The 12,242-nt window shown below is 62.1% G+C and carries 11 protein-coding genes; 5 read left to right on the forward strand and 6 right to left on the reverse strand.

Going from position 1 to position 12,242, the window contains the following annotated elements:
- Nucleotide 1 precedes the first annotated feature (1 nt).
- The 3 genes from ntrB (at nucleotide 2) to BLR24_RS29635 (ending at nucleotide 2,934) form a co-directional block, all read left to right on the forward strand.
- Entirely contained in the window at nucleotides 2-853 is an 852-nt protein-coding gene (gene ntrB / locus BLR24_RS29625) for a nitrate ABC transporter permease (RefSeq protein WP_093024163.1), read from the forward strand.
- 11 nt (nucleotides 854-864) lie between these two features.
- Nucleotides 865-1,707, forward strand: a complete 843-nt coding sequence (locus BLR24_RS29630; RefSeq protein WP_093024214.1) for an ABC transporter ATP-binding protein — start codon at nucleotides 865-867, stop codon at nucleotides 1,705-1,707.
- Nucleotides 1,708-1,992: 285 nt separating this feature from the next.
- Entirely contained in the window at nucleotides 1,993-2,934 is a 942-nt protein-coding gene (locus BLR24_RS29635; RefSeq protein ID WP_093024165.1) for a LysR family transcriptional regulator, read from the forward strand.
- A gap of 128 nt (nucleotides 2,935-3,062) precedes the next feature.
- Here BLR24_RS29635 and BLR24_RS29640 read toward each other — a convergent pair whose 3' ends face one another.
- The 6 genes from BLR24_RS29640 to BLR24_RS29665 are packed head-to-tail and all read right to left on the reverse strand — an operon-like array spanning nucleotide 3,063 to nucleotide 8,800.
- Nucleotides 3,063-4,151: a phenylacetaldoxime dehydratase family protein gene (locus BLR24_RS29640; RefSeq protein ID WP_093024167.1), complete on the reverse strand. Its 1,089-nt coding sequence runs from the start codon at nucleotides 4,149-4,151 to the stop codon at nucleotides 3,063-3,065.
- A 23-nt stretch (nucleotides 4,152-4,174) separates the two neighbouring features.
- Entirely contained in the window at nucleotides 4,175-4,879 is a 705-nt protein-coding gene (locus BLR24_RS29645; RefSeq protein ID WP_175543384.1) for an ABC transporter ATP-binding protein, read from the reverse strand.
- A 27-nt stretch (nucleotides 4,880-4,906) separates the two neighbouring features.
- On the reverse strand, nucleotides 4,907-5,677 hold the full coding sequence (locus tag BLR24_RS29650; protein WP_093024216.1) for an ABC transporter ATP-binding protein: 771 nt from the start codon (nucleotides 5,675-5,677) through the stop codon (nucleotides 4,907-4,909).
- The gene (locus tag BLR24_RS29655; protein ID WP_093024171.1) at nucleotides 5,674-6,678 is read right to left on the reverse strand and encodes a branched-chain amino acid ABC transporter permease; all 1,005 of its coding nucleotides are present in this window, start codon (nucleotides 6,676-6,678) and stop codon (nucleotides 5,674-5,676) included. The genes BLR24_RS29650 and BLR24_RS29655 overlap by 4 nt, the downstream gene beginning before the upstream one ends.
- A 22-nt stretch (nucleotides 6,679-6,700) precedes the next feature.
- Nucleotides 6,701-7,582, reverse strand: coding sequence for a branched-chain amino acid ABC transporter permease (locus BLR24_RS29660; protein ID WP_093024173.1), 882 nt, complete (start codon nucleotides 7,580-7,582; stop codon nucleotides 6,701-6,703).
- A gap of 24 nt (nucleotides 7,583-7,606) precedes the next feature.
- Nucleotides 7,607-8,800, reverse strand: a complete 1,194-nt coding sequence (locus tag BLR24_RS29665; RefSeq protein ID WP_175543383.1) for an ABC transporter substrate-binding protein — start codon at nucleotides 8,798-8,800, stop codon at nucleotides 7,607-7,609.
- A 437-nt stretch (nucleotides 8,801-9,237) separates the two neighbouring features.
- Between BLR24_RS29665 and BLR24_RS29670 the strand changes: the two genes are divergently transcribed.
- Together BLR24_RS29670 and BLR24_RS29675 are read left to right on the forward strand one after the other, a co-directional pair.
- Complete coding sequence (locus BLR24_RS29670) at nucleotides 9,238-10,716, forward strand: aldehyde dehydrogenase (protein WP_093024218.1); 1,479 nt, start codon at nucleotides 9,238-9,240, stop codon at nucleotides 10,714-10,716.
- A gap of 39 nt (nucleotides 10,717-10,755) precedes the next feature.
- Nucleotides 10,756-12,219 (forward strand): FAD-dependent oxidoreductase, encoded by a 1,464-nt coding sequence (locus tag BLR24_RS29675; RefSeq protein ID WP_093024177.1) that lies wholly within the window; start codon nucleotides 10,756-10,758, stop codon nucleotides 12,217-12,219.
- The last annotated feature ends 23 nt before the right edge of the window (nucleotides 12,220-12,242 follow it).

Raw genomic sequence — 12,242 nt, forward strand, 5'->3', positions numbered from 1 at the left:
CATGCAGAGCGCGATCTCGACCTCACGCTCCTGGCTGGCCACCTTGGCAATCGGCTTGCTCTTGCTGGCGGTCTGGCAGGCGCTCGCCTCGAGCGGGGGCGGCAGCGCGCCGGCGGAGCTTTCCGACTACGACAAGTTGATGGGCAAGAGCCCCGGTGTGTCCGTGGAGCGCTCGGCCATTCCGACCCCAGTCGACGTGTTCAAGCGCGCCGGCGAACTGTTTGCGGATCCATTTCGCCGCAACGGTGAGAACGACCTGGGCATTGCCTGGCATCTGCTCGACTCGCTCAGGCGCGTGTTCAGCGGCTACGCGCTGGCGGTGCTGGTCGGCGTCCCCTTGGGCTTCTTGCTGGGGCTGGTTCCATGGCTGGGCCAGGCGCTGAATCCATTCATCCAGCTGCTGCGGCCCGTCTCCCCCATGGCCTGGATGCCGCTCGCGCTCTACACGCTGAAAGACAGCGGCGCCTCGGCGATCTTCATCATCTTCATCTGTTCGATCTGGCCCATCCTGATCAACACCCTGTACAGCACCGCGAGCGTGCGCCAGGACTGGACCAATGTCGGCCGCGTGATCGGCCTCACACCCTTGGAGCGCGCGCGCAAGATTGTCTTTCCGGCGGCGGTCCCGATGATCCTGACGGGCATGCGCATCTCGATCGGCATCGCCTGGCTGGTGATCGTCGCGGCGGAGATGGTGGTGGGCCAGAGCGGGATCGGCTTCTTCGTGTGGAACGAATGGAACAACCTGCAGATCTCCAGCATCATCGTCGCCATCGTGATGATCGGTGTCGTCGGCCTGGTGCTCGACCAGTTGCTCGGCGCATTGATGAAGCAGCTGAGCTTCCGCGAATGAAAGGGCAGACGATGTTGCGGCCAACTTTCTCCACTGCCACGACGGCTTCGAGCGCGACGCCCGGGTTCCTGCGGGTTTGCGGTGTGCAGCAGATCTTCAGCACGCCCAAGGGCGATTTTCCGGTGCTCAGCGAGATCAACCTGGAGATCCGAAGAGGCGAGTTCGTTGCGTTGATCGGTCACTCCGGTTGCGGCAAATCCACGCTGCTCAATCTGCTCGCCGGGCTGGCATCGCCGACCGCGGGAACCGTCTCGTGCGACGGGGAGGTCATCCGCGGGCCGGGACCTCGGCGCGCGATGGTGTTCCAGAACCATTCGCTCCTGCCTTGGCTCAGCTGCTTCGACAATGTGCGCATGGCCGTGCGCAGCGTGTTTCGGGCAGAGTCCGCTTCCGCGGTCGATCACCGTACCGAGGCGGCGCTTGCTATGGTCGGCTTGACTCAAGCCGCCCACAAGAAACCCAGCGAAATCTCCGGCGGCATGAAGCAGCGCGTCGGCATCGCCAGGGCACTGTCGATGGAACCGCAGGTCCTGCTGATGGACGAACCCTTCGGTGCGCTCGACGCGCTCACGCGTGCCAAGTTGCAGGACGAGCTGCTCGGCATCGTCGAGAAAACCGAAAGCACCGTCGTCATGGTCACGCACGACGTGGACGAGGCGGTGCTCCTTGCGGACCGCATCGTCATGATGACCAATGGTCCCGCGGCACGGATCGGGGAAATCTTGGACGTTCCCATTGGGCGCCCGCGCGATCGCGTCAGCCTGGCGACTGACCAGACCTACGCGGAGTGCAGACGCGCGCTTATGGATTTCCTGTATAGGCGCCAGGCCCACGTCGAGCAGCCCACGGGCTGAATTCCTCCCGGCCCCGTTCTCCAGCCCGACCCGCCAACCGCGGGCGGAGGACCCTCTTCGCCACAACAACGGCGGCTCGCGCCCCTCGCGCGCGAGCCCAGGCGTCAAATGCGATGGCCCGGCGACTGCCATGGCGCATTGTTGCTGGCGACGGAACGCAAATTGCTTTCCCATTCCCACTGTTGCTGTCCAAGCGCGGTGTTCGTCTGTATTGCGTATCACCATACAAACTGATATCTAAGCCCAAGGAGCAATATTGCATACGACCACGCACAAGAAGGCTGCATGACGACCAAGAAGGTACCCCTCACCAATCTCAATTGGGACGATGTGCGCCTGTTCCTGCATATCAATCGCACCGGCAGCCTGTCGCAGGCGGCCAGGCAGCTCCATATCGATCACTCGACGGTCAGCCGTCGGCTGTCACAGTTGGAGCTGTGCTTGGGCGGTCCCCTGTTCGAACGTCGCCGCGCCGGACTAAAGCCTACCGAGCTGGCTCATGTCCTCGCGCTTCAGGCAGACAACATGGAGCGCGCAGTCCTGTCGCTTCAGGAGGAACTCGGCGGAACCGACAGAGAGCCGTCGGGCAGCGTGCGCATCGCCATGATGGAGGGGATCGGCACCACCTTCGTGGCTCGCCACCTCGAGTCGCTGCTGTGCAAGCACGCCAAGTTGCGGGTGGAACTCGTGACTTCCCCCTCGGTCGTCAATGTCAGCCGCAGGGAAGCCGACGTCTTCGTTAGCTTTTTTAAACCGATAGGGCAAGGATTGGCATGCGAGACAGCGGGCTCGTTCGCGCTGTACCTGTATGCGTCGCCGAGCTATCTGGAGAACCACGGAACACCCGCCGGGCTCTCCGAACTTCCGAAACATCAGTTCGTTGGATATCTCGACGACCTGATCCAGCTCGACGCTGTACGCTGGCTCGATGAACTGATCACAAGACCTCACATGAGTTTCCAGTCCAACAGCATGCTGGCGCAAATGGCCGCCGCAGCCTCTGGACTGGGCCTGGTGTTGCTTCCCAAGTTCTCCGTGGTGAAAGAGGACACGCTGGTGCCGGTGCTTGCCGATACGGCGAGGGTGATGCGAACGCTCTGGGTGAGCGTCCACCATGATCTCCAGTACTCCGCCCGAATCCGGGCCGTGACCGAGTACCTGCAGCGACTCTTCGAGTCGAAGCAAGAATGGCTCAACGGCCCTCCCGACGTGGAGCCGCGCGGTTAGCCGACGCGCCCGTATCTGGCCTCGTCGGCGAGCATTCAGAATGCACCACCGGCAACGGCGATCCTCAGGACCGCGGCCGGTTCGCTGCACGCGGACTTTTCATCACGTGCATGGACGCGAACAAGCTTTCAGCCCACACGCTCGCCGTCGAACCATCGCAACAGACCGGTTTCCGGGCCGCAATGGATGTACTCGAAGAGCTGGTCGCCAGCGGGAAGCACATAGACCTCATGCCAGGTACGCAGCTGATTGTCCGTACCGTAGCGCTTGTACCGAGATATCGCGGCTGTGAAGATTGCCGCATGCGTCGCGTGGTTCTCCGCCCAGGCCTCCATGTGGCGCAGCGAAAGAAAATGCCCGAGCGCATGCTCCTCGGGCAGTGGACGCCCCTGCGTGTCGAACTTGCGCTGCATGCGCAACGAGGCACATCCGGTAGGCAACGGTGATTCGCGCAAGTAGGCCATGCCGTTGTCCAGCGGCTGCCTGAGATTCTTCTCGTAGTCGGCCAGTTGCTCCTCGTCCATGCGTCCCCACGTATTGGCTGAGCGGATCACGGCCAGATTGTGAGGCGGGGTGATACGCCAGCGTTCGCCGTACCCAGCACGCCCGGTCTGCTCAACAAGCCCGAAGTCGTCCGGCGCATCCAGGGGATCACGCGCGGCCAGCGGAATGCGGTCGCGCATCGCACCGTAGTAGCCACAGTAAGGGGTCGGATAGATCGCCACCTCGTCGCTCGACATCAGACCTGCCGGATAGTCCCGCCAGTAGATGCTCTCCTGGCGTTCACGCGGCACGCGCAATATCTCACGCCACACGCCCGTCTTGTCGTGCAGACGCTCATTCGAGGCCCACCACGACTGCAGCACGTCGTCAGAGCGCCAGCGTTCGAACCGACGCTCGTCAACCCAGTAGGCTGCAATCACGTGATTGCGCAATCCCTGCGCGTCGGTGAAGCGAGCGTGATCAAAGGTCGTCGGCCCGGCAGCATGCGACAGCGCACTTTGGGCCCATCGAAAAAAGGCGCTTTGCTCGAGCGCTGCATCGTCCAGGCCTTGCACCGCCAGGAAACCCACGCGCATCTGCATGCAGTCGGGCGGCAGTTGGAAGGACCAGCGCTGCACTTGGGGAATGAATCCCTCGCGCTTGCGCAAGGGGAATCTGCGATCTGAGGGGCCGTAGGCTTCCGCCGGCGCGTTCTCGGTGATCTTTGCTGTCATATGGTTTTCTTCAGTAGTGTGAATCAGTGCCCTACGCCAAGCAGCTTCTTCTGCAATGCAGCATCGCTCGAGAATGCGGAGGTTGTTCCGCTGTAGCGCACGTGTCCTTTCTCAAGCACAACGACCCGGTCAGACACTGCCAGGCAGAATGCCAGGCTCTGCTCGGCCAGCACCAGGGTCAGCCCAGACCGCTTGAGTTCCCGGATCTGGTCGCGCAGCCGCTGCACGACGATGGGGGCGATCCCTTCCGACGGCTCGTCGAGCAGCAGGAGGCGAGGGGATGTCATTAGCGAACGCGCAATGGTCAGCATCTGCTGCTGTCCGCCCGACAGCAGCCCGCCTTTGCGAGTCGCGAACTCCTGAAGCTCGGGAAAGAGCGCATATATGCGTGACAGCGTCCATTCTCCGCGCGCATCCGCGACTCGCAGATTTTCCTCGACGGTCAGATCAGCAAAGATGCGTCGGTCCTCTGGCACGAGGCTGATGCCCAGCCTCGCAACCTCGAAGCCCGATGTTCGGCCGAGATCGCGGCCGCGGAAGCGCACGCTGCCACCGAGGCGACGCGTCAGGCCGAGTACGCTGCGCATGGTGGTCGTCTTGCCCATCCCGTTACGGCCGAGCAGGCAGACACACTCACCGTCATAGACATTGAACGTAATGTCAAAGAGAATTTGGCTAGAGCCATAGCCCGCCTTGAGCGCAAGAACTTCGAGGATTGGTTCCATGATCAGGTAGGTTCGGAGAAGGCCTGTTGGTCACTGCAGTTCCGGTGCCTCGAGCGCGTCGCTCTGGCCGAGATAGACAGCCTGCACCCTCGCATCGGAACGGATCTGCGTCGCTGGCCCACTGGCGATCAAGCGCCCTTTGTCCAGAACCACGATCACGTCGGCGATCTCGAACACAACATCGATGTCATGTTCAGTGAACAGGAGCGTGATGCCGCGCTGGCGAACCTCGTCGACGATGGCTGCAACGGCTGTTCGTGTCTCCACCGGCGACATTCCTGCCAGAGGCTCGTCCAGCAACAGCACCTTGGGCGTCTGGGCGACGGCCATGGCCAGCTCGAGCTGCTTCTGATCGCCGTGCGACATGGTCTTGGCCTGCAGATCCAACGCGTCGCTGAGCTCGAAGCGCGACGCGAGCGCCTGGACGTCCGACTCGAAGAAAGCAGTTGCCGCGCGCCAGAACGACCAGACGTGACTTCCCTGGCACAACAGTGCGGTCCGGAGGTTCTCCCGCACACTCATTTCACCGAAAACACTTGTGCGCTGGAAAGTCCTTCCGAACCCGCTGCGTACCCGAGCCTCCGGTGGCAGCGTGGTGATATCGCGGCCCTGAAGGCGGATTGCCCCGCTGGTGGGCACAAGCTTGCCCGTGATGAGGTTGAACAAGGTCGACTTGCCCGCGCCGTTCGGACCAATCACCGCTGTGATCTTGCCTTCAGGGATGGCAAAGCCCACATCACTCAGTGCCTTGAAGCCGCTGAAGGTCTTGCTCAGGCCTTCGATCTCGATCAGCACGCTCATTGTGGCCTCCGGAGATCGGCTTCAATATCTGGCGCAGATTGGCCAACTTTGCTCGCACGCTTGCGCGTCACAACTTCAAGCAGTTGCTGCAGACCGCCTGCCAGGCCCCCGGGGGCGAAGAGGATCAGCGCACCGAGCATCACCCCGGTCACTGCGGACCAGTACTCAGTAAAGGCGGTAGCCTCCTGATTGATCAACAGCAGCATGGCAGCTCCGAGCACTGGTCCAAGCAACTGATTCATGCCGCCCAGAACGACCATGTTCAGCGCCTCGGCACCCTTTGTCCAGAACAGATAGTCGGGAAACAGTCCCCGTGCATGGAAAGCGAACAGCGCGCCAGCGAGTCCCGCCAGCGCACCGGCGATCACGAAGGCCACCAGCTGCACCCTCGGCACCGAGGTACCCAGAAACTGCACCCGCTCCGGATTGAGCTTCGCCGCATTGAGCAGGGTGCCAAATGGAGAGCGCGCCAGCCGATACAACAGGTACAGGACGGCGCACAGCAGCACGAAGCAGATCCAGTAGAACCAGCGCTGATTGGTCCACCCCAGCAGGTTCCCGAACTGCGGCATCGGCAAGCCATTGATTCCCTGATCGCCGCCAGTGAGGTCGTTCCATCGGAAGGCCACCGCCCACACCAGTTGACTGAATGCGAGCGTCAACATCGCAAAATAGACCTTCGATCGCCGCACGCACAGCATGCCGAACAGCAACGCGAAGAGCGCCGCCAAGCCCATGCCGATCAATGTGGCCGGAACGAGCCCGATGCCCCAGCGCATGGCGGCGAGCCCCGCGCCATAGGCGCCGAGGCCGAAGTAAGCGGCATGGCCGAACGACACCATACCGCCAAAGCCGACCAGGAGATTCAGACTGACGGCGAACAATGCCCAGATCGCCACCTCGGCACCAAAGTTCAACCAGAGACGGGAGCCGAAAACTCCGATGCCGAGCGCCAAAGGAAAAAGGATCAGCGCGAGCGTGGCTTCAATTTGACTCTTCATGATGCACCTGTTTGCGGGAGCACTAGCCAATCCGCCGACCGAGCAGGCCCTGCGGGCGCAAGGTGAGGGTGATCACCATGAGTGCTGCGACAACGAACAGAGCAAGCTGAGGGAAGAAGTACACGGTGAATGAGTAGGCGATGCCGTAGACGAGCGAACCCACAAGCGTGCCGGCCAGTGAGCCAAGCCCGCCGATCACCACGATGATGAACAGTACGATGATGATCTCGGAGTCCATGCCTGGAACGACCGACACCAGCGGCGCCATCAGCGCACCCGACAAGCCGGCGAGGAAGGCCCCCAGCGCGAAGACGCCGGTCTGAATCCAGCGCACGTTCTTGCCGAGCATCAGCAGCATTTCTCGATCCTGCGACGCAGCGCGAATCAGCTCCCCGATGCGGGTACGGTGCAGCAGGAACCACAAACCGAGCACGATGGTGAATCCCACCCCAATGAGCAAAAGGTTGTAGTGGGAAAGCGTCGCACCAGCGAGTTCGAAGGATCCGGACAGCATCGCCGGTCGCATCACAGATTGCTGGTTGACCCCCCACACCATCCGCACACAGTCGGCCATTACTAGCACCAGCGAATAGGTGAAGAGGAGCTGAAACAGCTCCTCCTTGCCGTACAGACGTGAGATGAGCCAGCGTTCCAGGGCTCCACCGATCACCCCTACTGCAACTGATGCGATGAACAGCGCGGCCACGAAGCCGACGCCCGACGCGCCAAGCAGCCGCGCCAGCGAGGCGAGCAGGAAAGCGCCCAGCATGAACAGACTGCCGTGAGCAAAGTTGAGAATCCCCATCACACCGAAGATGAGCGACAGGCCTGAGGCCGTGACGAACAGCGTCATAGCGGTTGTCAGTCCACTGACCAGCTGTGCTGGAACAAAAGAGAGGTCCATGGCTGCGCTTCCAAATCCAGCTGACTAGTCCATCAGGCCGCCGACGGCGATGCTGCGGATGTTGGTGAGAACCGGGATTTCCGAGCCGGCGACCTTGGCCGCCTGGCCCCACAAGTGCGACCGATCGGCCTGCTGATCCTTGGCGCGCATCGTGATCGGCCCTTGCGGCGAAGCAATGGTCAATCCCTTCATCGCTGCTGAAACCTTCAAGGCATCGACTGAGTTGGCCTTCTTGATCGCCTCGACCAGAAACTGCATGGAGATATAGCCCTGGATGACCCATGAAGAAGGAACGGCCTGCTTGGTGACTTCGCGCACGCGAGCGAGGTATGCCTTGTGCGCCGGCGATGACTCCCAGTTGTCGGCATCGTAGGTGTTACCCCAAATTCCCACCGGATATTCGTCACGCAGCGCTTTCAACATCTCCACGGATCCCGCCTCACCGACGGCTACCAGACGCGGCCCGAGTTGCTTGAAGTAGCCAAGCGCGTTGGCCTGTTTGACGAAAGCATCGAAGTTGCCGCAGCAAATCACCGAGAACACCGCCTCCGGCTTCGCCGCAAGCTGTGCGGTTACGAAGGCCGTGTAGTCGGACTCGTTGAGCTTGGGCCATTGTTGGTCCACGATCTGCACATCGGGCACCAGCTTCCGCAGATGCGCTACAAAGACCGTCACTGCGTCACGGCCGTAGGCAAAGTCCGGAGCGATCGTCGCTACTCGTTTGACTTTCATCGAGGCGACGATCTCCGCGGCCACTCGGCCCTCGGTGGTCGTGTTTCCGGACGTGCGGAAGATGTAGGGATGCAGCTGATCCGGCGCGGTGAGACGATCGGTCTTGGGTCCCGGAACGATCGTAACGATCTCGTTCTCTTTGGCGACCTGCGAGATCGCCGTTCCTTCGGCCGAAGTAAAGGTGCCGACGAGAAAATCCACCTTGTCGCGCAGGATCAGCTCCCGGGCCACCCGCACGGCTTCTTCGGGGCGGGACTTCGTGTCGCGCGGCACGAGTTCGATCTTGCGGCCAAGCACGCCACCACCGGCATTCACCTGATCTGCGTACAGGCGCGCACCATCCAGGATAGGGGCGCCGAACTGGGCGCCCGCTCCGGAAAGAATCATTGGAACGCCGACCTTGATGGGTTGGGCGGAGACTTGCGCTGTAGCAGCGGACAGCACGCCTGCTACCAAGAACAGGGACCTCAGAGATTTCGCGAGCATGTCTTCTCCAGCGTTTTCGCCGAATGCCACTGGTGGAGAGGCCCATCCTCTCCGCATCAGCAATCGAGCGCGGCGTCGCAGTATGTTGATCGGTGCAGGTTGCGCGCAATGCGAATCTGCGCAATGACACATGCAGCAAACGGCCAAGCGATACAGCGCCAGGTCAGCGCGAGAGGGAGCCTGTTTGGATCTTGCGCTTCGCTCCTGGCCCGAGAGCTTTGGCAAGGGTGCGAAGTTCGTGATGGACGGCTTAAATGGCTAAAGAGGTCGACGGTGCCAAACGGGGCCGATGGACCTCGAACTCTTGTCTTGATGACAACGACTAGGTTGAGCGCAGCCACGGTTGTCACGCTTTTGTCGTTCTACTGAACAGAATGCTTGCAGCTATTTTAGAATTGTCCTAGACTTTCAGCCATCGACACACAAGAGACATGCGCATGAAGCGATACCAGCTGTTCATCAACAACGAATGGATCGACCCGGCCTCCGGTGTCTGGTTCGAATCGACCGAGCCCTACTCTGGCAAAGCGTGGGCCGAGATTCCGAGGGGCGGGGTGGCGGATGTCGAACTCGCGGTACGCGCTGCGCATGACGCGCTTGAAGCACCCGCTTGGCGAGATCTGACAGCAACGCAGCGCGGCGCCTTGCTGCGCAAGCTTGCTGATCTGGTGAGCCAGAACGTCGAGGTTCTGGCTGAGACCGAGCAGCGCGACAACGGCAAGCTCATCGCAGAGGTCAGCGGGCAAGTCCAGAACGTTGCGCAGTGGTTCCACTATTACGCGGGCCTGGCAGACAAGGTCCAGGGCGCGGTGGTGCCAATCAACAAGACCGGCGTCTTCAACTACGTCAAGCACGAACCCCTTGGTGTGGTCGCGGCGATCACGCCTTGGAACTCTCCGCTCGCCCTGACGGTATGGAAGATCGCCCCGGCGCTCGCAGCGGGCAACACCATGGTGATCAAGCCTTCGGAGTACACCTCGAGCTCGTTGTTGGAACTGGCTGCCTTGGTGAAGTTGGCGGGCTTCCCGCCTGGCGTCTTCAACGTCATCACCGGCTTCGGCGCTGAAGTTGGGGAGCCGCTCGTGAGCCACCCCCTGGTGGCCAAGGTGGCCTTCACTGGGGGCGACGCCGCCGGCCAGAAGATCAACGAGATTGCCGCCAGGGACTTCAAGAAAGTCACGCTCGAACTCGGAGGCAAGTCTGCCAACATCGTGTTTGACGACGCGGACCTGGACCAGGCCGTGATGGGCGCGGTGGCTGGCATCTTCGGTGCAGCCGGGCAGACGTGCATGGCCGGCTCGCGGCTTCTGGTACAGCGCGGCATTCACGACCGCTTCGTTGCAATGCTCATCGATGTGGCAAGCAAAGCCATCGTGGGCGATCCGGCAAAGATGGATACCCAGGTCGGGCCCATCGCTACAAAAGCCCAGTTCCAGAAAATCCTGGACTACATCGAGATCGCCAAGGACGGCGGCGCCAAGTGCGCGCTCGGCGGCCATGCGCTCACCGGCGAGGGCTACGGACAAGGCCAGTTCGTGGCACCCACCATCTTCACCGGCGTCACCAACGACATGCGCATTGCGCAGGAAGAAGTCTTCGGGCCCGTGCTCTCGGTGATCCCTTTCGACGACGAGGCCGATGCGCTGCGCATTGCCAACGACACCCAATTTGGTCTCGCCGCCGGCGTATGGACACAGAACCTGCATCGCGCGTTCCACATGTCGGACCGGTTGAAGGCTGGCACGGTGTGGGTCAACAACTACCGCGCCACCAGTTTCACCACGCCTTTCGGGGGCTACAAGCGCAGCGGCATCGGGCGCGAGGGCGGCGTCGACGCGATCAAGGAATACCTGCAAAGCAAGAGCGTCTGGATCACCACGCAACCGTCGCGCACCAACGCGTTCGTGCTCGGCTGACCCCCAACCCGGCGCTTGAGCGCCACCCCCGGAGACAACATGAATTCAAAGATGGAAACCGATCTGCTGATCGTCGGCTGTGGCGTCGCGGGCCTCTCGGCCGCGGTCACCGCCCTGGAAGCGGGCCTCAAGGTCGTCAATCTCGAGCGCTCGGAGGAAGAGCACTTCGGCGGCAACTCGCGCTGGACCGAAGCCTACATGCGCATGAAGAATGACTCGGAAGTCTCGGACGACTTCGAAGAGCATTTCGCCCACAACGCTGGCTGGAATATCGATCCCAACGTGCTCAACGCACTGACGGACGACGCAGCGCTTCAGCCGGCATTCGCAAAGGCGCATTCGCTGCCCGATCCGGAAGTGATCTCGGCCTTCGCACAGTCGGTGCCATCGACGCTGGCGTGGCTGAAGGAGCTTGGAATGAAGTTCGGCCCGCAGCCAATCTATCTGTTGACGCAGAACACCACACGCATCGCGGCAATGGGCGGAGGATTGGCGCTGATAGAAACCCTGCGCGCGAAGGCACTCGCACTGGGTGGCGAGATTCGCTATCGGACCACTGCGATCGACCTGGTGCGCGGGGAGGAGGGCGCGGTGAATGGCGTGGTCGCGATCCGTCCCGACGGTGTGCGCGAGGTGCTGCACGCCAAGAGGGTGCTGCTCGCCAGCGGCGGCTTCCAGGGCAACCCCGAAATGATGACCCGCTACGTAGGGCTTCGCAGCAAGCACATCCGACCTGTGGCCATCGGCGGCTACTACAACAAGGGCGAAGGCATTCGCATGGCGCTGGATGCCGGCGCGGCGCCCGCCGGCGAGTACGGTTCGTACCACGCGGAGCCGGTGGATCCACGCTCGAAGATGGCCGAAGCAGTGGTCTTCATCTATCCCTACGGCATCCTGGTCGACAAGCACGGACACCGTTTCACCGACGAGGCCCCTGGCACGGTGGACGCCCATTACGACAACATCTCACGCTGCATTGCCGATCAACCCGACGGCATCAGCTACGTGATTTTCGACGCGAAGGTCGAGGACATCCCGCGCTGGCGAACCAGCATCCGTTCCGATCAGCCCTCCATCAGCGCTCCCACACTGGAAGCACTGGCCGCCCAGATCGGCGTGCCCGCGGACAGCCTCGCGCGCACCGTGCACGAGTTCAATGCGGCCTGTCCGAAAGACCAGGGCGACTTCGATCCGATGCACGTCGACCACCGCGCCACCACTGGTCTGGCGGTGCGAAAGAGCCACTGGTCGCGACCGATCGACAAGGGTCCGTTCCAGGCCTACCCGATCATTTCCACCAACTGCTTCACCTTCGGAGGCCTCAAGGTCAACAGCGACGCGCAGGTGCTCGACCAGGACGGCCGGGTCATCGCGGGGCTGTATGCCGCAGGCGAAACCATGGGCATCTATCACCAGGTCTACACAGGCTCGACCTCGGTGCTCCGAGGCTTGGTCTTCGGCCGCCGCGCGGGCCAGCATGCCGCGGCCACGCAGCCGGCCTGAGCCGCGCAGCGGCACGAAGATTC

Source organism: Variovorax sp. OV700 (assembly GCF_900099805.1).
Lineage (GTDB): Bacteria > Pseudomonadota > Gammaproteobacteria > Burkholderiales > Burkholderiaceae_C > Variovorax.

Coding starts and splice junctions, on each gene's coding strand:
- ntrB (WP_093024163.1), top strand. CDS start 2: ATGCAGAGCGCGATCTCGACCTCACGCTCCTGGCTGGCCACCTTGGCA.
- BLR24_RS29655 (WP_093024171.1), bottom strand. CDS start 6,678: ATGAAGAGTCAAATTGAAGCCACGCTCGCGCTGATCCTTTTTCCTTTG.
- BLR24_RS29635 (WP_093024165.1), top strand. CDS start 1,993: ATGACGACCAAGAAGGTACCCCTCACCAATCTCAATTGGGACGATGTG.
- BLR24_RS29665 (WP_175543383.1), bottom strand. CDS start 8,800: ATGCTCGCGAAATCTCTGAGGTCCCTGTTCTTGGTAGCAGGCGTGCTG.
- BLR24_RS29675 (WP_093024177.1), top strand. CDS start 10,756: ATGAATTCAAAGATGGAAACCGATCTGCTGATCGTCGGCTGTGGCGTC.
- BLR24_RS29670 (WP_093024218.1), top strand. CDS start 9,238: ATGAAGCGATACCAGCTGTTCATCAACAACGAATGGATCGACCCGGCC.
- BLR24_RS29650 (WP_093024216.1), bottom strand. CDS start 5,677: ATGAGCGTGCTGATCGAGATCGAAGGCCTGAGCAAGACCTTCAGCGGC.
- BLR24_RS29660 (WP_093024173.1), bottom strand. CDS start 7,582: ATGGACCTCTCTTTTGTTCCAGCACAGCTGGTCAGTGGACTGACAACC.
- BLR24_RS29630 (WP_093024214.1), top strand. CDS start 865: ATGTTGCGGCCAACTTTCTCCACTGCCACGACGGCTTCGAGCGCGACG.
- BLR24_RS29640 (WP_093024167.1), bottom strand. CDS start 4,151: ATGACAGCAAAGATCACCGAGAACGCGCCGGCGGAAGCCTACGGCCCC.